Below are 21,377 nucleotides of genomic sequence, written 5' to 3' on the forward strand. Positions count from 1 at the left end.
AAGGAGCGAGCTATCGGGCAAGGCGCATACCCGTGTCCGGCGCGACGCGCCCGTAGACCTCGAGGTAGGCCCGCGCGGGTGCATCCCAGGCGAAGTCGCGCGCCATGCCCGCGCGCTGGATGCCGCGCCAGCGCCGTGCCTGCGCCCAGGCCGCCGTGGCGCGCGCCACGGCCTCGTCGAAGGCCGCCTGCGTGGCGGCCGCCATGAGGAAACCCCCGCCGCCCGCGGCCGCGTCGTTGACCGAATCGGCCAACCCGCCCACGGGCGTGACGATGGGCGGCGTGCCGTAGACCTGGCTGTACATCTGCGTGAGGCCACAGGGCTCGAAGCGCGAGGGCATGAGGAAGGCGTCGGCACCGGCCACGATCTGGTGGGCCAGGGTTTCGTCGAAGCCCAGGTGCACGCTGATGTGAGCCGGGTGGCGCGCGGCGGCCTGCGACAGCGCCGCCTGCAGCGCGGGCTCGCCGCTGCCCAGCACGACCAGTTGCGCGCCGCCGCGCACGATGGCGTCGGCGCCGCCGGCGATCAGGTCCACCCCCTTCTGGCCGGTGAGGCGACCCACGTGGCCCAAGAGCAGGCGCTCGCGCCGGGGCTCCAGGCCACAGGCCGCTTGCAGGGCCGTCTTGTTGATCGCCTTCGCCTCCAGACGCCCGATGCCGTAACGCTCGGTGATCAATGGGTCGGTGGCGGGGTTCCAGACCGTGGTGTCGATGCCGTTGAGGATGCCCTGCAGCCGCGCGGCCTGCGCGCGCAACACGCCGTCCAGGCCGAAGCCTTCGGCTTCGGTCTGGATCTCGCTCGCGTAGCGCGGGCTCACGGTGGTGATGGCGTCGGCGAATTGCAGCCCCGCCTTGAGCATGGAGCCCTGGCCCCAGAACTCCACGCCATCGATGCGGCGGTGCGCGGGCGCGATGCCGAGCGCCTCACAGGCCGTGAGCGGGAACAGGCCCTGGAAAGCCAGGTTGTGCACCGTGAGCACGCTCGCCGCCACCGGCGCGCCGTCGGTGGCGCGGGCCTGCCGCAGGTAGAGCGGCGCCAGCCCGCAGGGCCAGTCGTTCGCGTGCACCACGTCGGCCCGCCAGCCGATCGGCGAGGCCGCCGTGCCGAGCAGCGCGGCCACGCGGGCCAGCAGGCCGAAGCGCAAGGCGTTGTCGCCAAAGTCGCGACCGCCCGCGTCGGTGTAGGGGGTGCCGCCCCGCGCGTAGAGGGCCGGGCAGGCCAGCAACAGCAGCGAAGGGGCGTCCACGCGCTCCACGTGCAGCAACTGCGCCGCGGGCCAGGCGCCGTCCGCGGGCAGCGACCAGCTCGCCACGAGCGCACCGCCGAGCTTCATGTCGCCGTAGGCCGGCATGAGCACGCGCACGTCCTGCCCCAGGCGCGCCAGCGCGGGCGGCAGCGCGGCGCTCACGTCGCCCAGGCCCCCTGTCTTGGCCAGCGGCGCGCATTCCGGCGTGACAAAGAGAATGTTCATGGCGCGTCGCCCGACACCAGCACCACGAACGGCAGCCGCGCCGATGCCGGGCCGACGTCGCCCAGCAGGGCATCGAGCCGCAGGGCACCCTGCGCATCCGCCACGGGCTCGGCACCGGTCATCCATTCGCGCCAGGCCGCCACGCGCGCCAGCGCAGGGTGCGCGTCGGCGACCAGGAGCCGCGTGTCCTGCCAGCCCCGCGCGGCCAGCCCCCGCAGCAAGCGGGCGGCCACCACCACCACGGCCTGGCCCTCGTGCCAGCGCGCGAAGGCGATGGCGTGGTGGGCGGCCTCCCCCTCCAGCGCCAAGGGCAGGTAGCGACCGTCGCGCATCAGCGCCGGCAAGGCGCGGCGCAGTTGCAGCAAGCGCCAGGTGACGAGTTGCTTGAGGTCGCCGCCAGGGCAGGCGGGCAACAGGCGCGACCAGTCGGCCCGCGAAGGAACGTGTCCGCCGCCGTACAGCGGCCTCAGGCGCTCGAGCGAGGCCGCCAGCGCGGAAAAATCCACGGGGCGCCGGTTGTCCGGGTCGACGAGGCTGAAGCACCAGCGCTCGCAGCCTTGATAGATGTCCGGCACGCCGGGCACGGTGAGCTTGAGCGCAAGCTGCGCCAGGCCGTTGCGAAAGCCGTGGGGCGCCACCCACGCGACGAATGCTTCCAGCACGGTGACGAAGCCATCGAGCGAGAGCACCCCGTCGATGTAGCCGGCGAGCGCGCGCTCGTAGCCCTCGTCGGGACACAGCCAGCTCGACTGCCGCTTGGCTTCGCGCACGGCCTTGAGCATGTAGGCCTGCACACGTTCGCGCAGGCCCTCGCGTTCGGCGGCGTTCGCACCGGCGGCGGGCCAGACGCCCACGAGCGTTTGGTAGAGCACCCACCGGTCGTGCGGGCCGGGCGCCGGCTGGCCTTCGTGTTCGCCCAGCCACCGACCACCGAGCGCGTCCAGGCGCAGCACGGTGTCCTCCCAGGGCGCGGGCATTTCCGAGAGCACGTTCAGGCGCGCGCGCACGTCCTCCGAGCGCTTGCTGTCGTGCGTGGACGTGGCCAGCAGCCAGTGCGGCCGGTGGCGCGCGCGCTGCGCGCTCGCGTGGTGAAAGGCCGCCGGCGAGACGCCGAAGCGCCGCGGCTCGGCGCCCACGTCGTTGAGCGAGGCCAGGCGAACGTGGCGGTAGAAGGCCGTGTCCTCCACCGCCTTGGCCATCACCGGCGCGGTGAACTGCTGCCATCGCTCGACGAAACGGCGGCGCAACGCGGGGGCGGGGCCGTCCTCCCCGGCCATCAGCGCGCCCAGGAAGTCCAGCAGGCCGGCCTCGGACGGGTCGAGGCGGCGGCGCGCGTCGGCCAGGGCCCAGTCGATGTGGCGGCGGTCGGCCTCGCTCGCGCCGTCCCCGTCGACATAGGTGCGGTAGACGGGAAACGCGGTGGCCACCTCGGCCAGCGCGGTGCGCAGCCGCTGGCGGGTGAAGTCGCAGACGCGGCGGTCGGCCTGCGCGATGCGCACCCCGGTTTCGGTGAGCCAGCCCAGCTCCGCCGCGAGCGCCGATTCGATGATGTGGCGCTTGCACTCGCGCACGGTGTCCTCGTAGCCGGTGGTGTCGCCGGTGAAGGCTTCGTACGCCGCGTCGAAGGCGGACTGCGCGGCCGGGTCGACGAACAGGCCGTTGACCAGGCCGCTGAAGCGGTAGCCGGTGCCCCCGTGCACGGGCCAGTCCTCGGGCAGGGGCTCGTGCTCGGCGAGGATTTTCTCGACCACGAGGTAGAGCGCGCGCGGCTCCCGGCCGGCCGCGCGCGCCAGGGCCGCGTGGCGCCCCTGCAGGCGGTGGAAATACTCGCCGGGCCGGCTCAGCCCGTCGGGGTGGTCCACGCGCAGGCCGGTGATGCGCCCTTTGGCCAGCCAGCGCAGCACGCGCTGGTGCATGGCCTCGAACACCGCCGGGTCTTCCATGCGCACCGCCGCCAGCGCATTGATGTCGAAGAAGCGGCGGTAGTTGATCTCGTCGCCCGCGGTGCGCCAGTCGGCCAGGCGGAAGGCCTGGGCGCGCAACAGCGCGTCGAGTGCGTCGACGCTGGCGGGGTCGCCCGGCTGGCCCTGTAGCTGGCGCAGCGCGGCGGCGATCCATTCGCGCAGCCAGGCGTGCTGGCGCGCGAGCGCCGCCAGCCGCTGGCGGTGCAGCGCCGCGTCGCGGCGTCGGGTCTCCCGCTGCGCTTCGTCGGGCGTGTCGCGCGGCGCCAGGCGGCCGAAGGCGTCGAGCAGCGACTGCACCTCGGCCGCTTCCGGCGCGGGCACCGGTGGGGGCACGGCGGCCAGGATCTGCGGGTAGCCGCGCGGGTCAAGGGGGAACCGGTGCTCCCAGTAGACCGCCTCGAAGCGGCCCTCGGCCGCGTCGAAACGCAGCGAGATCTCGCCGGCCTCCAGCACGCGGCCATAGTGGTCGCCCAGCACGGGCAGCAGCACGCGCCCGCGCATCTCGGGCGCGGCGCTCGCCCACTCGATGTCGAAGGTGCTGGCGTGCAGCGAGGCCTGGCCGTGCTCCAGCACGTCCTGCCACCAGGGGTTGTCGGCACCCAGAACGCCCATGTGGTTGGGCACGATGTCGAGCACCTGGCCCATGCCGTGCGCCGCCAGGGCATCGCACAGGGCCGCGTGCTCCTCGTCCGTGCCGACCTCGGGGTTGAGCCGCGTGGGGTCGACGACGTCGTAGCCGTGCGTGCTGCCGGCGCGCGCCTTCAGGTAGGGCGAGCTGTAGAGGTGGCTCACGCCCAGCGCCGCCAGGTACGGCACGGCCGCGCGCGCCTGGGCGAAGGTGCTGCGGGCATTGAACTGCAGGCGGTAGGTGGCCAGCGGAATGTCGGCGCTCTCCAGGGGCGGCGGCTCCCCGGCCGCGTCGGCCAGTGAGTGGCCTCCACGCTCGGCCCGCATGGCCGCCGCGATGGCCACGAAGCCTGGCAGCGCCGCCATCGAGGACAGCGGCATGGGCAGGCGCAGCCGCCAGTTGGGGTGCACCGCCTCGGTGGTGCCGGGCACGTTCACCTGCCGCTGCTGCCCGCAGGCGTCTTCCAGTTGGACCGCCGCCAGCCAGCACGGCGTGCGGGCCAGGTAGGCGTGCACGGCGGCGCCCAGGCGGTGGTCGACGTCCGGCAGCGCGGTCGGGTGCAGGCTCATGCCCTCGGGCAACAGGCCTTCGCCATCGAGTGCGAGCAGCAGGTGGGCGCGGTCCTGCGCGCGGGCCAGCACCGCCTGCGCGTGGCCGTCCTCGCCGGGCAGCAGCCGCAGGCGCGCCTGGGTCTCGATGTCCTCGCCCGCCCAGAAGCCCGACAGCGTGGGCAGGTCGTGCGTGCTGAGCACGGCCAGCGCCTGCGGCTGCCATTCGCGCGGCGGACGAAAGCGGCCGTCCTCGGCGCGCTCGAACAGCAGGGTGCGGTAGGACAGCACGCCGCGCGCGCGCATGGCCTCGCGCATCTCGGGAGCGACGTTGCCCAGGTCCTCGCCAATCACGAGGCAGCGCTGGCGTTGGCTCTCGACGGCGAGGATGGCGAGCAGTTCGTGCAGCGGGTAGCGCACGTAGGTGCCGCCCTCGGGCGAGATCCAGAACAGGCGCATGAGCGCCATCACGTGGTCCATGCGCAGCGCGCCGGCGTGGCGCATCACGGCGCGCATGAGTTCGATGAAGGGCGCGAAGCGCGCGGCTTGCAAGGCCACGGGGTTCACCGGCGGCAGACCCCAGTCCTGGCCGATCGCGTTGAGCGGGTCGGGCGGCGCGCCCACCCGCAGGCCTGCCGCAAACAGCTCGCGCCCCACCCAGGTTTCGGAGCCACCGTCGTTGGCGCCCACCGCCAGGTCGCAGTACAGGCCCAGCGGCATGAAGCGGCGCGCGTGGCGCTGGGCCTGCGCGAGCTGCTCCTGCGCCACCCATTGCAACCAGAACCGGTAAGCCACCTCGTCGGCGTGTTGGCGCTCGAACGCCTGCACCGCGGGGCTGTCGTGCCGTTGCAAGGCCTCGGGCCAGGCCGGCCAGCCCCAGACCGAGGGATCGGCCGCGTGCAGCTGGCACTGGATGGCCTCCCACAGCGCGTGGCGGCCGAGCGTGCCATCGCGCTCGCGGCGAAAGTCGTCGAAGGCGCGCTGGCGCTGGCCGCGGGGGTCGGCGCGGAACTGCGCCCACAGCAAGCGCAAGACCTCGTGCTTGGCCACGGCGACCGTCGCGTAACGCACCTCGGGCGCTTCTCGCAGCGACTGCAGGCGCCGCTGGAACGCCGCGCTGGCGACCAGGGCCTGCGCGGGCTCGCAGCGCGCGAACTCGGGCAGGCCGGGCACGTCGATGAAGAGCGGGTTCAGGGCCAGCCGGCTCGAAGGGCTGTAGGGCGTGGCCTGTTCGGGGGCGTGCGCGAACAGCGCGTGCAGCGGGCTCAGGCCCACGAAGGCCGCGCCTTGCGACGCCGCCAGGTCGACCAGCTCGCGCAAGTCGCCGAAGTCGCCGATGCCCCAGTTGCTGTCCGAGCGCAGCGCGTAGAGCTGCGCGCTGAAACCCCACCAGCGTTCGCCTTCGCGCAGGGCGTCCGGCGCCCAGCAGCGCGGTGGCGCGACGATGACGAAGGCCTCGCCCGCCGGGGCTTCGAAGCGGTAGTAGCCTGGGGCGAGGCCGGCTGGCAAGGTGGCCCGCGAACCCTCGCCCGAGGCGAGCACGCGCCCGGCCCCCTCGGCCTCGCGCAGGGTCCAGGCCCCGTCCGCCGCGAGCGCGCCGGCCTCGCCTGGCGCGAGCACCTCGGTCCGGACGGGGGCGGCCGAAGCGGTGCCCATGGCCGCCAAAGCGCGCTCCAGCACGCCGGGGGGCACCTGCACCGGCTCGCCCCAGAAGCTCGTGTACTCGGTGGCGATGCCGGCGGCGCGCGCGCGCTCGGACAGGATGGGGGTCATTCGGGTTCCCCGAGCCGCCAGCGCGCCGCCCACGCGGGCCAGGCACCGCCATCGGGGCCGTCATCGGGCCAGGCGTGGCGAAACACCGGCCGCCAGCGTCCGCGCGACGGGGGCGCGGGGTCGTCGACCGGCGCCGCGCCGAGGTTGATGTCGAGCCACAGCACGGCGCCGTCGGTGTAGCGCCAGCACAGCCGCAGGCCACTCGCGCCCACGCGCCGCGCGCTGTGAACGCCCGGCGCGAGACGCGCCTGCCGCGGCACGATCCACCGCCGCCGCGCGGCCAGCGCCGCTTGCAGCAGCCGCTCGCGCGGCGCGCCGTGGCGCCGCGAGGCCTCGTCCCAGGCCAGGCGGCTGCGCTCGAAGCTCTCGCTCGCGCACGGGTCGGGCAAGGGCCGCTCGGGCGTCTCGGCGTGGCCGAACTCGCGCCGTCGGCCCGCGCGCACGGCCTCGCGCAGTTCGCCGTCCCAATCGGCGAAGTAGAGGAAGGGCCGCTCGGTGGCGAGTTCGTCGCCCTGGAACAGCAGAGGCGTGGCCGGCGTCAGCACGGTCAGCAGCAGGGCCAGCTCAAGGGCCTGCGGCGGCACCAGCCGGTCCAGCCGCTCGCCGAAGGGGCGGTTGCCGATCTGGTCGTGGTTGTGCATGGCGTTGACCATGGCGGGCAAGGGCTGCGGCGGCGCCGGCAGGCAGGCGGTGCGCCGGCCGCCCTCGCGCCGGGACGATTCCTTGAAGACGAAGCCGTGCGTGAGCGCGCGCGAGAGCAGGTCCAGCGGCTCGGCCGCATAGTCGCCGTAGTAGCCATGCGACTCGCCGGTCAGCAGCACGTGCAGCGCGTGGTGGAAGTCGTCGTTCCACTGGGCGTCGAAGCGACCCGGCTGTGGCGCGCCGGCTATGCGGTGACGCTCGTTCTTCTCGTTCTCCAGAACCAGGTGCACATGGCGCCCGGCCGTGGCCTCGCGAACCTGCGCCGACAGCTGCTGCAGAATGTCCGGCGAGGAGGCGTCGACGATGGCGTGCACCGCGTCCAGCCGAAGACCGTCGAAGCGGAACTCCTGCAGCCAGTACAGGGCGTTGTGGACGAAGAAGCGCCGCACGGTGGCGCTGTCGGGTCCGTCGAAGTTGAGCGCCGCGCCCCAGGGGCTCTGGTGCGTGGACGAGAAGAAGGCGGGCGCGTAGTGGTTCAGGAAGTTGCCCTGCGGACCGAAGTGGTTGTAGACCACGTCGAGCAACACCATCAGGCCAAGGCGGTGCGCGGCCTGCACCAGGGCCTTGAGCTGATCGGGCGTGCCGTAGGCGGCGTGCGGTGCAAAGGGCAGCACGCCGTCGTAACCCCAGCCGAAGCGGCCGCCGAAGGCGGCCACGGGCATGAGTTCGATGGCCGTGACGCCGAGCGCGGCCAGGCGCTCGAACTGGCGGGCCGCGGCCTCGAAGGTGCCTTCGGGCGTGAAGCTGCCGACGTGCAGCTCGTAGATGACGGCGTCGTGCCAGGGCCGGCCGGTCCAGCCCTCGTCCCAGTCGAAGGCCAAGGGGTCGGTCACCACGCTGGGGCCCAGCGGCCCGTGGGGGTTCCAGCGCGAGGCCGGGTCGGGCACGCGCTGACCGCCGTCCACCTCCCATTGGTAGGTGGTGCCGGCGCGGGCCGGCGCGACGCGGCAGTGCCAGAAGCCCTCTTGCGCGGCGCGCGCGCGCTGGCGGTGCGTGACGCCGGCGGCGTCTTGCCAGAGCAGCGCCGGCCCGGTGGCCGCGGGCGCCCACAGGCGGAAGTCCACGCCGCCGCGCGCGCGCGGCATGGCCCCGAAAGGCATGTCGTGGGCGTGCTTCATTGCGGCCCTTTCGCGGGGGCGGTGAGCACGGCCATGGAGAACGCCTCCAGCGTCCAGTGGGCGCCGGAGGCCACCGGGCCCTCGTCGGGCGGTGGCACCTCGGCCGTGCGGGTATCGACGCGGACCGCCCACTCGCGCTCGGGCGCTTCCTTGGGCAGGGTGAACATGGCCTCCTCCGGCGTGGCGTTGAACAGCAGCAGCACGGCTTCCTCGCCGTCGCGGCCCTCGATGACCGCGGCGACGCAGCGCACCTGCGGGTTGTTCCATTCCTGCGGCGTCATGTGCTGGCCCCAGACGCTGTGCCATTCGATGGCGGGGCAGCCGCCCGGGTCGTCGTTGCCGTCGGCCGGCCAGGCGCGCGGCCGCAGCACCGCGAGTTCCTGGCGCAGCCGCACGAGCCCGCGCACGAAGCCGTGCAGGGGCGCGTGCTCGCCCGCCCGCGCCCAGTCGAACCAGCTGATCTCGTTGTCTTGGCAGTAGGCGTTGTTGTTGCCGCCCTGCGTGCGCCCGATTTCGTCACCGCCCAACAGCAGGGGCACGCCGAGCGAGGCGAAGAGCGTGGCGAGGAAGTTGCGGCACTGGCGCTCGCGCAGGGACCGCACGGACAGGTCGTCGCTGGGGCCCTCCGCACCGCAGTTCCAGCTGCGGTTGTGCGCCTCGCCGTCGGCGTTGCCTTCGCCGTTCGCCTCGTTGTGCTTGCCGTCGTAACTGACGAGGTCGTGCAGCGTGAAGCCGTCGTGCACGGTCACGAGATTGACGCTGGTCCAGGGCGGGCGCCGGCGCGGCCTGTGCATGTCGGCACCGCCGCACAGGGCGGCCGCGAACTCGGGCAGGCTGCCATCGGTGTTGCGCCAGTAGTCGCGCACCGCGTCGCGGTAGCGCCCGTTCCACTCCATCCAGCCGGGCGGAAAGCCGCCCACCTGGTAGCCGTCGGGGCCCAGGTCCCAGGGTTCGGCGATGAGCTTCACGCGCGCGAGCACCGGGTCCTGCGCGAGCGCGGCGAAGAAGGGGGAGCGGTGATCGAAGCGGCCCTGGGCGTCGCGGCCCAGGGCGCTGGCGAGGTCGAAACGGAAGCCGTCCACGTGCATGTCCGTGACCCAGTAGCGCAGGCTGTCGAGCACCAGGCGCAGCGCTGTGGGGCTGCTGGTGTCCACGGTGTTGCCGGTGCCGGTGTGGTCCGTGTAGTAGCGCGCTTCTTCCGCCAGGCGGTAGTAGCCCGGGTTGTCGATGCCCTTGAGCGAGAGCGTGGGCCCGAGGTGGTTGCCCTCGCCGGTGTGGTTGTAGACCACGTCGAGGATCACCTCGAGGCCGGCCGCGTGCAGGGCCTTGACCATGGCCTTGAACTCGGTCACCGGGTCCGGCCCGCCGTAACGCGGCTCGGGCGCGAAGAAGGCCACGGTGTTGTAGCCCCAGTAGTTGGTGAGGCCGGCGTCCTGCAGGAAGCCGTCGTCGATGAAGGCCTGCACCGGCAGCAGCTCGACGCTGGTGACGCCCAGGTCCTGCAGGTGCTGCAGGGCCGGCGGGCTGGCCAGGCCGGCGTAGGTGCCACGCCATTCGGGCGGCACGCCGGGCATCGCCTGGGTGAAGCCCTTCACATGGACCTCGTAGAACACCGTGTCCTGCGGCGGCACGCGCGGTGGCTCGTCGTCGCCCCAGTCGAAGGCGCCGCGCACCACGCGGCATTTGGGAGCGAGCGCGCCGTTGTCGTTCACGTTCATCGCCAGGTCCTGGTCGTCGTGGCCCAGGGGGTAGGCGAACAGCGCGGGCCCGGAGACGAGTGGCCGGTCGATGGCGCGGGCGTGCGGGTCGAGCAGCAGCAGCGCGGGGTTGAAGCGCCAGCCGGCCGCCGGCTCGTAGGGGCCGTGCACCCGCAGGCCATAGAGCTGTCCGGGGCGCAGGCCATGCACGTAGCCATGCCACACGCCGTGCGTGAAGCCGGGCAGCGCGAGGCGCTCCACCTCGGTGCGGCCGTCGGCGGCGAACAGGCAGAGTTCCACCCGCTCGGCATGCGCCGAATGCACCGCGAAGTTGACGCCGTGCCGGTCGGGCGTGGCGCCCAGGGGCCAGGCTTCGCCCTCGGCCACGCGGTGGTGGGTGGCGCGAGGGCGGCGGGGTTTGATGAGGGTCAAGGGGGCGGGGACCCCTGCGCTCACGGCCACCCCCCTGCCCCGGGTCCGGCGCCTGGGATCGGCCTCACGCCATCGCCTCCTGGCGCTCCCCGGTGAGGCGTTCGACCACGGTCGTGGCGGCGTCGGTGCCCGGCGCCTGGCCGCGGCCCGGCGGGAAGAAGCGCGCGGGCACCACGACGATGCCGCTGCTGGTGACGTGAAAGCGCTGGCGATCGGCCTCCAGGTCGAGGCCGATGCGCTCACCGGGCGGGATGTCGTTGTCCTGGTCGATGATCGCGCGGCGGATGTGTGCGCCCCGTCCCACGCGCGAGCGCTCCATGACGATGCAATGTTCCATGACCGCGTTGCGCTCCACCAGCACCGAGCGGCGCAGCATCGCGTGGTCCAGGCGCGCGCCGTTCACGATGCTGCCCGAGCCGACGATGGAGCGGTGGATGACGCCGTTCTCGATCTGCGCCGATTCGGCCTGGTCGGGGCTGGCGTAGATCGGCCACTCGCGGTTGGTCATGCGGAACTTCGGCACCGCGCCCAGGGTGTCGAAATGGGCCTCGAAGTAGGCGTCGATGGTGCCGACGTCACGCCAGTAGCCGCGTTCTTCGTAGGGCGCGATGCCGGGGATGTCGTTGGTGCCGAAGTCGTAGGCGAACAGGCGGTGGCTCTCGATCATGGAGGGCAGGATGTGCTTGCCGAAGTCGCTCTGGCCTGTGTGGTGTGCGCGCCGCAGGGCCTCGAGCAGCACGTCCGCATCGAACAGGTAGTTGCCCATCGACGCCAGCGCGTGCGTCTCGTTGCCCGGCATGGGCCGCGTCTGCGCGGGCTTCTCGACGAAGCCGGTGATGCGCTGGTCGGCACCGGTTTCCACGATGCCGAACTGGTCGCATTGCGCCAGCGGCACTGGCAGGGTGGCCACGCTCACCTGCGCGCGCCGGGCGGTGTGGAAGTCGATCATCTGGCGCACGTCCATGCGGTAGATGTGGTCGGCGCCGAACACGGCCACGATGTCGGGACGGAAGGTCTCGATCAGGTGGATGTTCTGGTAGACCGAATCGGCCGTGCCCTGGAACCACTCGGGGCCGTTGCGCATCTGCGGCGGCACCACGGTGATGAAATGGCTGGGAATGAAGCGCGCCATGGCCCAGGACTGTCGGATGTGCTCGATGAGCGATTGCGACTTGTACTGGACCAGCAGGTACACCGAGTAGATCTCGGAGTTGATGAGGTTGGACAACACGAAATCGACGATGCGGTGCTTGCCGTTGAAGGGGACGGCGGGCTTGCACCGTTCGGCGGTGAGCGGGTGAAGGCGCGACCCCTCTCCCCCCGCCATGACGAATGCCAGGACGTTGTTGCTGCGTGACATGGAGAGCTCCCGCGCCGGTGCGCGAATGGGTTTAGATCGGGCCGTTCGAGAAGAACACGCAGGCCAGTGGCGGGACGGTGATGGCGGCGCTCGCGGGCAGGTGCCCCAGGGCCTTCGCCTGAGCCCGGACCCCGCCCAGATTGCCCATTCCGCTGCCCCCGTAGACGCTGGCGTCGCTGTTCAGTACCTCGTGCCACCACCCGGCAATCGGCATGCCAAGCCGCAGGTGGGTGCGGGGACGCGCCGTCAGGTTGCACACGGCGAGCACGAACTGATCGCCCGCGCGGCGGTAGAAGGCAAGCAGTTCGGGCTCATCGTGCGCGAGCGGCGCCCAGTCGAAACGGCCACCGAAGTCGTGCTCGTGCAGCGCGGGCAGGCCGCGGTACACGCGGTTGAGGTCGGCCACCCAGCGGGCCACGCCAGCGTGCAGCGGGCGCGCCAGGCGATGCCAGTCCAGGGTCTGCTCGTGGTGCCATTCGTGCGGCTGCGCGAACTCGCCGCCCATGAACAGGAGCTTCTTGCCGGGGTGCGCCCACATGTAGCCGTACAGGGCGCGCAGGCCCGCGAAGCGCTGCCACTCGTCGCCCGGCTGGCGCTGCAGCAGGCTGCCCTTGCCGTAGACGACCTCGTCGTGCGACAGGGCCAGCACGAAGTTCTCGTCGAAGGCGTAGACCGAGGAGAAGCGGATGTCGCCGCCATGCCAGTGCCGGTGCACGTGCTCACGCTGGAAGTAGCGCAGCGTGTCGTTCATCCAGCCCATGTTCCATTTCATGCCGAAGCCCAGGCCACCGGCGTGCACCGGGCGCGAGACGCCGGACCAGGCCGTCGACTCCTCGGCGATCACGTGCACGTCCGGGAAGGCGGCGTACACGGCGGTGTTGAGGTCCTGCAGGAAGCGGATGGCCTCGTGGTTGTGGTTGCCGCCTTCGCGGTTGGGGATCCACTGGCCCGGCTCGCGCGCGAAGTCCAGGTACAGCATGGACGACACGGCGTCCACGCGCACGGCGTCGACGTGGTACTTGTCGAGCCAGAACAGCACGTTGCCGATGAGGAAGTCGCGCACCTCGTAGCGGCCGTAATTGAAGATCAGGCTGTTCCATTGCGGGTGGAAGCCCTGGCGCGGGTCGGCGTGCTCGTAGAGTGCCGTGCCATCGAAACGCGCCAGCGCGTGGCTGTCGGCCGGAAAATGCGAGCCCACCCAGTCGACGATGACGCCGATGCCGGCCCGGTGCAGGGTGTCGACCATGGCCATGAGGTCCTGCGGCGTGCCGTAGCGCGAGGTGGGCGCGTAGTAGCCGCTGGTCTGATAGCCCCAGGAGCCGTAGAACGGGTGCTCGGCCACGGGCATGAGCTCCACGTGCGTGAAGCCCAGTTGCAGGCAGTGCGCGGCCAGGCGCACGCCCAGCTCTCGGTAGTTGAGGAAGTGGCCGTCCTCGCGCCGCTGCCAGGAGCCCAGGTGCACCTCGTAGATCGACATGGCGCGGCGCGCCGACTGGCGCTCGCCGCGCGTGGCCATCCATTCGCCGTCGTGCCAGTCGTGGTCGAGCCGCCAGACCTGGGAGGCGTTGCCGGGCGGGGGCTCGCAGCGGTGGGCGTGCGGGTCGGCCTTGTCCGTCCAGTGGCCGTCGGCGCCCTCGATGCGGTACTTGTAGAGATCCCCGTGCACGGCGCCTTCGGCGTTCAGGGCCCAGCGCCCGCTGCCGTCGTCCAGGCGGTGCATCGCCTGGGGGCGCCAGCGGTTGAACGAACCGATGAGGCAGACCTGGCGCGCGTTCGGTGCCCATACCGTGAAGCACACGCCGTGGGCGTGCGGCACCGCGCCGAGGGCTGGCGGCTGGCCGGACGGATGGGACGACCGGCTGCGCGAGCGCCCGGCTGAGGGCAGGGGAACGGGCGGCTGCGCCATTGCAGCAAAGTTTGCCAACTCAACCGCGCCGGTCGCGCGCGGCGAGCAGGCCGGCCAAGGCCAAGCCGGCGCCGAAGGCCAGGTACACGCCGGTGAGGCTGCGGCGCTGCAGGCGCCGCTCGAAGCCGGGCGTCAGCCGGGGCGGCACCAGCTGCAGGTCGACGCAGGCCGCCACGACCGTGACGGCGGCGGCGTCGCGCAGCGCGCGGCCAGCGCCGCGCGCGCGGCCGTGCGGGGCCATGCGCTCGTAGAGACAGGCCCAGAAGATGGACGCGAGGTGGTGCACCAGCGCGCCGGTCAGGGTGTAGCGCAGGCTGGGCCGGTCCTGGCGCAAGGCGCTGGGCCACAGCCAGTGGCTGGGCGCGTTCAAGGACGCGGCTGTTGCGCCGGTGTCGCGCTGCCCTCGCCAGGCCAGCACCAGCGTCGAGCAGGCGCTGGCGAGGGTGCCGCTCACGATGGCGGCTTGCAGGGCTTGGGTCCAGGGGGTCATCGATGGCTCCGGCGTTCGACAGGCATGGGACTTGCCCGATCGGCAATCGCCATGCCATCCACCCCCGCCCTCCCTTCGCTCCCTCCGGGCCCCTCCGGCGACGCCCCATGGTGATCCTGCTGGTCGGAGCCACCGGCTTTCTCGGTCGCCGGCTGGCGCGCGCCCTGCTCGCGGCCGGCCACGAGGTGGTCCAGGTGCAGCGGCGCCTGTCCGGCCCGTCGTCGGCCGGGGAGACCGAGCACGCCCGTCTGCGGCGCTTGCAGGGCGACTTCACCACCGATCACCGGATCGGCGACTGGCTGCCCCGGCTGCAGGGCGTGGACGCGGTCATCAATGCGGCCGGCATTCTTCGCGAATCGGGCCAGCAGACCTTCGAGGCATTGCATGTGCGCGGGCCTCGGGCCCTGTTCGAGGCGGCCGTGCAGGCCGGCGTGCGCCGGGTGCTGCAGGTGTCGGCCCTGGGGGCGAATGCCGACGCACGCAGCGCCTATCACCGCAGCAAGCGGGCGGCGGATGAGCACCTGCTGGGCCTGCCGCTGGCGGCCACCGTGGTGCAACCGGCCCTGCTGTACGGTACGGGCGGGGCGAGCGCTCGCCTTTTTTCCCGCTTGGCCGTTCTGCCCTGGGTGCCGGTGCCCGGCAGCGGGCGGCAGGAGGTGCAGCCGCTGCACGTGGACGACGCGGTGCAAGCCCTGCTGGCCCTGCTGGACGACGGGGCACCGCTGGGGCGGGTCGAGTTCGCCGGGCCACAGGCGATGGGCCTGTCGGATTTTCTGCTCACCCTGCGGCGGGCCCTGGGCCTGCCACCCACCCGGGTGGTGCCAATCCCGCAGGCCTGGGTGTCGGCCGCTGCCTGGCTGGGCAGCCACTGGCCCGGCGCGCTGCTTGACCGCGACACCTGGGGCATGCTGCAGCGGGGCAACACGGGCGATGCGGCGCCGGTCCGGGCGCTGCTGGGCCACCCGCCGCGCCCGCCGGCTGCGTTTGTCGAGCGGGACCAGGCGCCGGCCTTGCGGCAGGCGGCCCAACTGGAGGCCTTGCTGCCCGTTCTGCGGTGGTCCCTGGCGCTGGTCTGGCTGGTCACCGCCGTGGTGTCGATCGCGGTGTTTCCGCGCGAGCAGAGCCTGGACCTGCTGCAGCGCGCGGGCGTACCGGCGGCGTGGTCGCCGCTGTTGCTGTGGGGCGCCGCCGCGTTCGACGCGGTGCTGGGCGTGGCGACCTTGTTCTGGCACCGCTGGCGCCCTTTGTGGGGCGTGCAGGCCGCCCTCATCGCTTTCTACACGGCCGTCATCACGCTGCGCCTGCCGGAGTTCTGGGCGCACCCCTACGGGCCGGTGCTGAAGAACCTGCCGCTGCTGGCCCTGCTGTGGCTGTTGCACGCGCTCGCGCCGCCCCGCCCACCCGCCGAAGGACCGCGATGAACAGCTACCTCATCGTCAAATGGCTGCACGTGCTGTCATCGACGGTGCTGTTTGGCACCGGGGTGGGCACGGCCTACTACCTGCTCACCGTGAGCCTCACGCGAGAGCCGCGCGCGGTGGCGCTGGTCGCCGCACGCGTGGTGACGGCGGACTGGCTCTTCACCGCCACGACGGTGGTGGTGCAGCCGCTGACCGGCCTGTACCTGGTGCGCCTCTCGGGCGGATCGCTGTCGCCCACGTGGCTGCAGGGCTCGCTGTGGCTGTTCGCGCTCACCGTGGCCTGCTGGCTGCCGGTGGTCTGGCTGCAGATCCGCATGCGGGACCTGGCGCGCCGGGCGGTGGCGCGCAACGAAGCCCTGCCGCCCCAGTACCAGCGCTGCCTGTGGGCCTGGATCGCGCTCGGCTGCCCGGCCTTCGTGGCGATGGTGGCGATCTTCTACCTGATGGTCGCCAAGCCGGCGTGAGCGCCGTTACAGTTGACGCCTCAACCACCGCCGCCCGGCCTCACCCCTGCATCACGGAGCCCCTTATGCGCATTTCCCGTCTCGCTGCCCTGGCCGCGGCCCTGCTCTTGAGCGGCGCCGCCCTCGCCGGCCCGAACGATCCCTCGACGTTCGACGGCACCCGCTACCTGCCCCAGAAAGCGCTGTACGACTTCAATTTTTCCAAGCCCCTGGAGGGCAAGGCCGCCTTCGGCTACGTCAAAAACCACCTGCGCGCCATCAAGGAATACGGCGACCCGAAGTCGCACATCGTCATCGTGGCGCACGGCAACGAGCTGCATGCCTTCTCGCGCCTGAACCGCGCGGCCTACCCCGGCATGTACGAGGAGCTCAAGGCCCTGGCCGACGCGGGCGTGACGATCCGCGTCTGCGCCAACGCGGCGCGCTCGCGCGGCTACAAGCCCGATGAGTTCTACGACGTGGTCACCGTGGTGCCAGCCGCCGTGATCGACCTGGCCAAGTGGCAGAACGAGGGCTACAGCTACATGTACGCCGAGATGTTCCCGCGCCTGACGCGCGAGGAGCTGGTCAAGCAGAGCCCCGAACTGCAGTAAGCCGGCGGCTCACCAGGTCCGCCCGAAGCGCCCGGGCGGACCGTGCTGCGCCAGCAGCGCGTGCCACAGCGCCGTGAGTTCGGCCGAGGCGCCCGCGTCATTGGGGTTGAGGTTCACCGCCGTCTGCACCAGCACGAAGCGCGTGATCGGGTCGATCAACACCGCCTGGCCGAGGATGCCGCGCATGGCGTAGTAGCGCGGCGTCTCGCCGGACAGCCAGATCTGGTAGCCGTAGTTCGCGCCCAGCCCGCGCGGCGGCGTGGTGCTTTCGTGCACCCAAGGGCGCGAGACCACCTGCTGGCCATTCCAGCGCCCGTCGTGCGCCAGCATGAGGCCCAGGCGGGCCCAGTCGCGCAGGCGGGCCACCACGCAACAGAAGCTGAGCGCATCGCCCGCGGCGTCCGCGTCCCACGCGGCGTTCGCTTCGGCCCCCAGCGGGGCCCACAGCCGGCGGCTGAAGTAGTCGGGCAGCGGCATGCCCACCGCGCGGCTGATCACCATGCCCAGCACCTGCGAATCGGCACTGGAGTAGTGGAACACCCGGCCCGGCTCGGCCACACGCGAGTCGAACTGGCGCACCGCGGCCACCGCCCCCATGGCAGAGGGCCCGATGAGGCCGTCGATGAGGCGGCGCACGTCGTCGTCCGGTTGGTAAGTCTCCCGAAAGCCGATGCCGGAGGCCATGGGCAGCAAGGCGTGCAGGGGCGTGGCGCCGTAGGCCGTGCCCGCCAGCTCGGGCACGTAGGCGGACACGGAGTCGTCGAGCGAGCGGATGGCGCGGTCTTCCAGCGCCGCACCCGCCAGCAGACCGGTGATGGTCTTGGCCAGCGAATGCGAGAGGAAGCGGTCGCTGTCCTGGCGGCCATATTGGTAGCGCTCGAACAGGATGTCCGTGTCGCGCGCGATGAGCAGGCCAGTGACGGGGTGGCGGCGCAGGTAGTCGGCCAGGGTGTGGGTTCGGCCTTCGTGCTGGTACGTCAGGTCCAGTCTGCCCGGCGGCCGCGACAAGGGCGATGGCCTGGCCGAGGTGGGCACCTCGCGCAGGGGGCGGAACTGGTCGTAGTGGCTGTGCAGGCCCACGTAGTGTTCCTGCTTCAGGCCTTCGCGCTTGGTGCCGGGCGGGGGCACCGGGTAGCCCAGGGCCTGCCCGTACGCGGCGGCCTGCGGGCCATCGGGCGCAAAGCCCGGCTCGGCCCGCGCCGCCAGCGCCACCGCGCCGCACAGGGCGGCGCCCAGCACCGCCATCGCCCAGGACCGCAAGCCCGCCACCCTAGGCGTACTTCTTCAGGTTGGCCCGGATCCCCTTCACCTCTTCCGAGTAGCGCCCCAGCACCCGGGTGAGCAGGAGGTTGAGCGCACGGTAGGGCCAGGGCATGGGCCGCAGCACGTCCACGATGAGCACCACGCGGATGTCGCTGGCGTGGTTGATGACCTCGTGGCTCCAGCTGTCGTCGAAGAGGATGCTGTGGCCGTTCGTCCAGGTGTGGAACTGGTCCTTCACCCGCAGGGTGGGCGGGTTCTCGGCGGGCACCTTCAGGGCCAGGTGGTAGCGCAGGTAACCGGTGTAGGGCCCGTCGTGTGCGGGGATGGACTTGCCCGGGTCGAGGATGGAAAAAAAGGCGCCCAGCAGGTTCGGCACCTGGCGCAGCGCGGCCATGGTTTGCGGGCATTTGCCGGCGTTGGCGGGCACCTCGCCATCCACCGTGGCCAGCATGAAGACGCGCCAGCTCTTGTCGGGATTCACGGTGCCGGAGATGTAGGTCTCGACCTTGGAGACCTCGTGGTAGCGGGGGATGCGTTCGCGCTCCTGCAGCAGCGCCTCGAGCTCGGTGCGGATGGCGTCCTGGTGCCGGTCCAGCACGCGCAGGGCCGGGTAGGTCTGGTCGATGTCGAAGAACGCCGGCCGCTGCTGGCCGCCGGCCTGCCGCGAGAAGATGGCGTTGATGCGGCGCTGCACGGGTGTTTGCGACATCACGGCTCCTGGGGCGCCCCGGCGGGGCAGTCGCGCGCATTATGTGGCGCCGTCTCCGGCGGCAGGCAAAAAAAAGCAGCCCGGAGGCTGCTTTCAATCCTTGGAGGAGACGTTCGATCGCGGGATCAGTTGGCTTGCACGCTGCCTTCGATTTGCACCACGGCATTGCCTTGCGCGGCGCGCAGACCGGCCAGGCGGATCTGCTCGGCCTGTTGGGCGCTGGCGAAGGTCGTGATCTCGCCACCGTTGTGCAGGCCCAGGCGCAGGGCTTCCGCGGCCTCGGCGCGCACCTGGGCGCGGCTCAGGTTGCTCTTGACGGTGTTCTCGGCGACCAGGGTCTGGCCCTCGCCCAGCGCGAACACGCCGGCGTCGCGAGCCTCAAGGGCCTGGGCGCGCACTTCGGCGCGGCTGAGCGTGGAAGTGAACGGCGGATCGACAAAGATCGGGCCCTCGGCGAAGGCAGCGCCCGCGGTGAGGGCAAAAGCGATGGGGAGCAGGACACGTTGCGAGGTTTTCATGACAGTTCCTTTGGAGACGACAGGTTGAAGACGATGGAGGGTGGAGACACTGGGCCAGCCGTTCTGCGTCGGCATGGGAGGAACTGTAGAAACCGGGCCTGTCGTTTCCCGAACGCCTGAATTACGTATTCGTAACCCAATGCCAGCTCACTTTCCGTGACAATTTCATAGCGCGCAATTGGTCAGCGCGCCCTCTTTTCACCCTCCCCCACGCCATGCGCATCCTGGTCATCGAAGACGAAGCCAAGCAGGCCGACTACGTCAAACGTGGTCTGAGCGAAGCCGGCTATACGGTTGACGTCGCCCGCGACGGCATCGAAGGCCGCTACCTCGCCACCGAGGGCGACTACCAGCTCGTGGTGCTCGACATCATGCTGCCGGGCGTGGACGGCTTCGGCGTCCTGTCCGCCCTGCGCGAGAAGCACAACACGCCGGTGCTCATGCTCACGGCGCGCGACCTCGTGGAGGACCGCGTGCGCGGCCTGCAGTCCGGCGCGGACGACTACCTCGTCAAACCCTTCGCCTTCTCAGAGCTGCTCGCGCGCATCGCCGCCCTGCTGCGCCGCGGCCCGGCAGCCGGCAACGAGGCCGCCAACAGCCGCCTGAGCGTGAGCAACCTCGAGATCGACCTGCTCGGCCGCAAGGCCACGCGCGCAGGCCAGCGGCTGGAGCTCACGGCCAAGGAATTCGCGCTGCTGGCCCTGCTGGCGCGCCGCAAGGGACAGATCCTGTCGCGCACCACGCTGGCCGAGCAGGTGTGGGACATGAACTTCGACTCCGACACGAACGTGGTCGAGGTGGCGATCCGTCGGCTGCGCGCCAAGATGGACGACCCCTTCCGTCCCAAGCTGCTGCACAACGTGCGCGGCATGGGCTACGTGCTGGAGGAGCGCGCGTGAACACCACCACCATTGCCCCGCCCACCAGCCCGGCCGCCGCCGAGCCGAGCACCGCGGCCAAGCCCTGCACCTACTCCATCGGCAAGCGGCTGTCGCTGCTGCTGGCGGTGCAGACCATCATCGGCCTGGGCGTGTTGCTGGCCGTCATTTATGCCGCCACCTGGATGCTCTTCGAATCGCGCCAGCAGGAAGAGCTGCGCGGGTACTCCAACGTGCTCATCGAGGTGCTGAAAGAGGCCGACGCCGACGGCGGCGAGGCCGCGATGGTGCAGAAGCTGCAATGGCTGAGCGAGCGCCGGCCTGGCAACTTCGTGCAGATCCACCGCGCCGATGGCAGCGAGATGTACCGTGACGCGCTGCCCACCTTCGACCCCCAAACGGCCCCGACGAGCGAGCAGCGGTTCTCGGTGCCGCGCGCCGACGGCAGCGCACCGCTGCAGGGCCGGCTGGTGATGGACTGCTCGCGCGACGCGCAGTACGGCCAGCGCATGGCCCTGCTGCTGGTGGCCGCCACACTGGCGGGCGGCGCCTTCGTGGCCTGGGCCACGTACTGGCGCGTGCGCTGCAGCCTGCGTCCCCTGGCGGACCTGGCGGCGCAGACGCGCGCCATCGACGTGCGCCGGCTCGACCAGCGCCTGGCCATGTCCGAACCCATCGAAGAACTGCAACCGCTCATCGAGCAGTTCAACGGCCTCATGCAGCGTGTGGAGCGCACCTACGTGCAGCTCGAAGGCTTCAACGCCGACGTGGCGCACGAGCTGCGCACGCCGCTGGCCAACCTGATCGGGCACACCGAGGTGGCGCTCAGCCGCGAGCGCAGCGCGCCCGAACTCGAGGAAGTGCTGCTGTCCAACCTGGAAGAGCTGCAGCGCATGGCGGGCATCGTCAACGACATGCTCTTCCTGGCGCAGGCCGATCGCGGGGTGAAGGCCCGCCGCGGCGCGGCCGTGAGCCTGGCCGAGCTGGTGAGCCAGGTGGTGGAATTCCACGAAGCACCGATGGAAGAAGCCGGCCTGTCCATCGACATTGAGGGCGACGCGCAACTCGCCGTGGACGAGCCGCTGTTCAAGCGCGCGTTGTCCAACCTGCTGGGCAACGCCATCCGCTACGCCGACAAGGACTCGCGCCTGTGCGTGCGCATCCTGCGCGAGGGCAACAGCGGCGTGCGCTTGTGGGTGGAGAACGTGGGTCCGGCGATCGAGCCCGACCACCTGCCGCGCCTGTTCGACCGATTCTTCCGCGCCGACGCCTCGCGCTGCGAACTGGAGAAGCCGCACCACGGCCTGGGCCTGTCCATCGTGGCGGCCATCGCGCGCATGCACGATGGCTTCGCGGCGGCGGAATCCTCCGCTGGCCGCACGCGCGTGGGCTTCAGCCTGAGCTGACGCCCCCCGCCGCGCTGCGCGCGACCAAGGGGGGCG

At 71.7% G+C, this 21,377-nt stretch carries 15 protein-coding genes; 5 read left to right on the forward strand and 10 right to left on the reverse strand.

Annotation, left to right across the window (positions count from 1 at the left end; translation table 11 throughout):
- Positions 1–10: 10 nt before the first annotated feature.
- The 7 genes from glgA to VLG41_RS01895 all read right to left on the reverse strand — a co-directional run bounded on the left by glgA (position 11) and on the right by VLG41_RS01895 (position 14,089).
- Positions 11–1,471: a glycogen synthase GlgA gene (glgA, locus tag VLG41_RS01865; protein WP_325347702.1), complete on the reverse strand. Its 1,461-nt coding sequence runs from the start codon at positions 1,469–1,471 to the stop codon at positions 11–13.
- On the reverse strand, positions 1,468–6,384 hold the full coding sequence (treY, locus tag VLG41_RS01870; protein ID WP_325347703.1) for a malto-oligosyltrehalose synthase: 4,917 nt from the start codon (positions 6,382–6,384) through the stop codon (positions 1,468–1,470). The genes glgA and treY overlap by 4 nt, the downstream gene beginning before the upstream one ends.
- Positions 6,381–8,204 (reverse strand): malto-oligosyltrehalose trehalohydrolase, encoded by a 1,824-nt coding sequence (gene treZ, locus VLG41_RS01875; protein ID WP_325347704.1) that lies wholly within the window; start codon positions 8,202–8,204, stop codon positions 6,381–6,383. Before treZ ends, treY begins: the two co-directional genes overlap by 4 nt.
- Positions 8,201–10,333 (reverse strand): glycogen debranching protein GlgX, encoded by a 2,133-nt coding sequence (gene glgX / locus VLG41_RS01880; protein WP_325347705.1) that lies wholly within the window; start codon positions 10,331–10,333, stop codon positions 8,201–8,203. Before glgX ends, treZ begins: the two co-directional genes overlap by 4 nt.
- A gap of 64 nt (positions 10,334–10,397) precedes the next feature.
- Positions 10,398–11,693, reverse strand: a complete 1,296-nt coding sequence (locus VLG41_RS01885; RefSeq protein WP_325347706.1) for a glucose-1-phosphate adenylyltransferase — start codon at positions 11,691–11,693, stop codon at positions 10,398–10,400.
- Positions 11,694–11,724: 31 nt separating this feature from the next.
- Positions 11,725–13,509 (reverse strand): 1,4-alpha-glucan branching protein GlgB, encoded by a 1,785-nt coding sequence (gene glgB, locus VLG41_RS01890; protein WP_325347707.1) that lies wholly within the window; start codon positions 13,507–13,509, stop codon positions 11,725–11,727.
- A 109-nt stretch (positions 13,510–13,618) separates the two neighbouring features.
- The gene (locus VLG41_RS01895; protein WP_325347708.1) at positions 13,619–14,089 is read right to left on the reverse strand and encodes a hypothetical protein; all 471 of its coding nucleotides are present in this window, start codon (positions 14,087–14,089) and stop codon (positions 13,619–13,621) included.
- Between the two features lie 107 nt (positions 14,090–14,196).
- Between VLG41_RS01895 and VLG41_RS01900 the strand changes: the two genes are divergently transcribed.
- From VLG41_RS01900 to VLG41_RS01910, 3 genes are all read left to right on the forward strand, one after another.
- The gene (locus VLG41_RS01900; protein ID WP_325347709.1) at positions 14,197–15,510 is read left to right on the forward strand and encodes an SDR family oxidoreductase; all 1,314 of its coding nucleotides are present in this window, start codon (positions 14,197–14,199) and stop codon (positions 15,508–15,510) included.
- Positions 15,507–15,974 (forward strand): DUF2269 domain-containing protein, encoded by a 468-nt coding sequence (locus VLG41_RS01905; protein ID WP_325347710.1) that lies wholly within the window; start codon positions 15,507–15,509, stop codon positions 15,972–15,974. Before VLG41_RS01900 ends, VLG41_RS01905 begins: the two co-directional genes overlap by 4 nt.
- 65 nt (positions 15,975–16,039) lie before the next feature.
- The gene (locus VLG41_RS01910; protein ID WP_325347711.1) at positions 16,040–16,567 is read left to right on the forward strand and encodes a DsrE family protein; all 528 of its coding nucleotides are present in this window, start codon (positions 16,040–16,042) and stop codon (positions 16,565–16,567) included.
- Between the two features lie 9 nt (positions 16,568–16,576).
- Here VLG41_RS01910 and VLG41_RS01915 read toward each other — a convergent pair whose 3' ends face one another.
- From VLG41_RS01915 to VLG41_RS01925, 3 genes are all read right to left on the reverse strand, one after another.
- Positions 16,577–17,827, reverse strand: a complete 1,251-nt coding sequence (locus tag VLG41_RS01915) for a serine hydrolase (protein ID WP_325347712.1) — start codon at positions 17,825–17,827, stop codon at positions 16,577–16,579.
- 10 nt (positions 17,828–17,837) lie between these two features.
- Positions 17,838–18,539: an aspartyl/asparaginyl beta-hydroxylase domain-containing protein gene (locus VLG41_RS01920; RefSeq protein WP_325347713.1), complete on the reverse strand. Its 702-nt coding sequence runs from the start codon at positions 18,537–18,539 to the stop codon at positions 17,838–17,840.
- A 125-nt stretch (positions 18,540–18,664) separates the two neighbouring features.
- Positions 18,665–19,057, reverse strand: coding sequence for a DUF4148 domain-containing protein (locus VLG41_RS01925; RefSeq protein WP_325347714.1), 393 nt, complete (start codon positions 19,055–19,057; stop codon positions 18,665–18,667).
- 215 nt (positions 19,058–19,272) lie between these two features.
- Between VLG41_RS01925 and VLG41_RS01930 the strand changes: the two genes are divergently transcribed.
- Positions 19,273–19,956: a heavy metal response regulator transcription factor gene (locus tag VLG41_RS01930; RefSeq protein ID WP_325347715.1), complete on the forward strand. Its 684-nt coding sequence runs from the start codon at positions 19,273–19,275 to the stop codon at positions 19,954–19,956.
- Positions 19,953–21,341 (forward strand): heavy metal sensor histidine kinase, encoded by a 1,389-nt coding sequence (locus VLG41_RS01935; protein WP_325347716.1) that lies wholly within the window; start codon positions 19,953–19,955, stop codon positions 21,339–21,341. The genes VLG41_RS01930 and VLG41_RS01935 overlap by 4 nt, the downstream gene beginning before the upstream one ends.
- The last annotated feature ends 36 nt before the right edge of the window (positions 21,342–21,377 follow it).

Source organism: Hydrogenophaga sp., assembly GCF_035481345.1.
GTDB lineage: Bacteria > Pseudomonadota > Gammaproteobacteria > Burkholderiales > Burkholderiaceae_C > Hydrogenophaga.

What these genes read in the sequence shown, in the direction of transcription:
- glgA (WP_325347702.1), bottom strand. Translation starts at nt 1,471, where the DNA reads ATGAACATTCTCTTTGTCACGCCGGAATGCGCGCCGCTGGCCAAGACA.
- VLG41_RS01930 (WP_325347715.1), top strand. Translation starts at nt 19,273, where the DNA reads ATGCGCATCCTGGTCATCGAAGACGAAGCCAAGCAGGCCGACTACGTC.
- VLG41_RS01905 (WP_325347710.1), top strand. Translation starts at nt 15,507, where the DNA reads ATGAACAGCTACCTCATCGTCAAATGGCTGCACGTGCTGTCATCGACG.
- VLG41_RS01910 (WP_325347711.1), top strand. Translation starts at nt 16,040, where the DNA reads ATGCGCATTTCCCGTCTCGCTGCCCTGGCCGCGGCCCTGCTCTTGAGC.
- treY (WP_325347703.1), bottom strand. Translation starts at nt 6,384, where the DNA reads ATGACCCCCATCCTGTCCGAGCGCGCGCGCGCCGCCGGCATCGCCACC.
- VLG41_RS01920 (WP_325347713.1), bottom strand. Translation starts at nt 18,539, where the DNA reads ATGTCGCAAACACCCGTGCAGCGCCGCATCAACGCCATCTTCTCGCGG.
- VLG41_RS01885 (WP_325347706.1), bottom strand. Translation starts at nt 11,693, where the DNA reads ATGTCACGCAGCAACAACGTCCTGGCATTCGTCATGGCGGGGGGAGAG.
- VLG41_RS01925 (WP_325347714.1), bottom strand. Translation starts at nt 19,057, where the DNA reads ATGAAAACCTCGCAACGTGTCCTGCTCCCCATCGCTTTTGCCCTCACC.
- treZ (WP_325347704.1), bottom strand. Translation starts at nt 8,204, where the DNA reads ATGAAGCACGCCCACGACATGCCTTTCGGGGCCATGCCGCGCGCGCGC.
- VLG41_RS01895 (WP_325347708.1), bottom strand. Translation starts at nt 14,089, where the DNA reads ATGACCCCCTGGACCCAAGCCCTGCAAGCCGCCATCGTGAGCGGCACC.
- VLG41_RS01900 (WP_325347709.1), top strand. Translation starts at nt 14,197, where the DNA reads ATGGTGATCCTGCTGGTCGGAGCCACCGGCTTTCTCGGTCGCCGGCTG.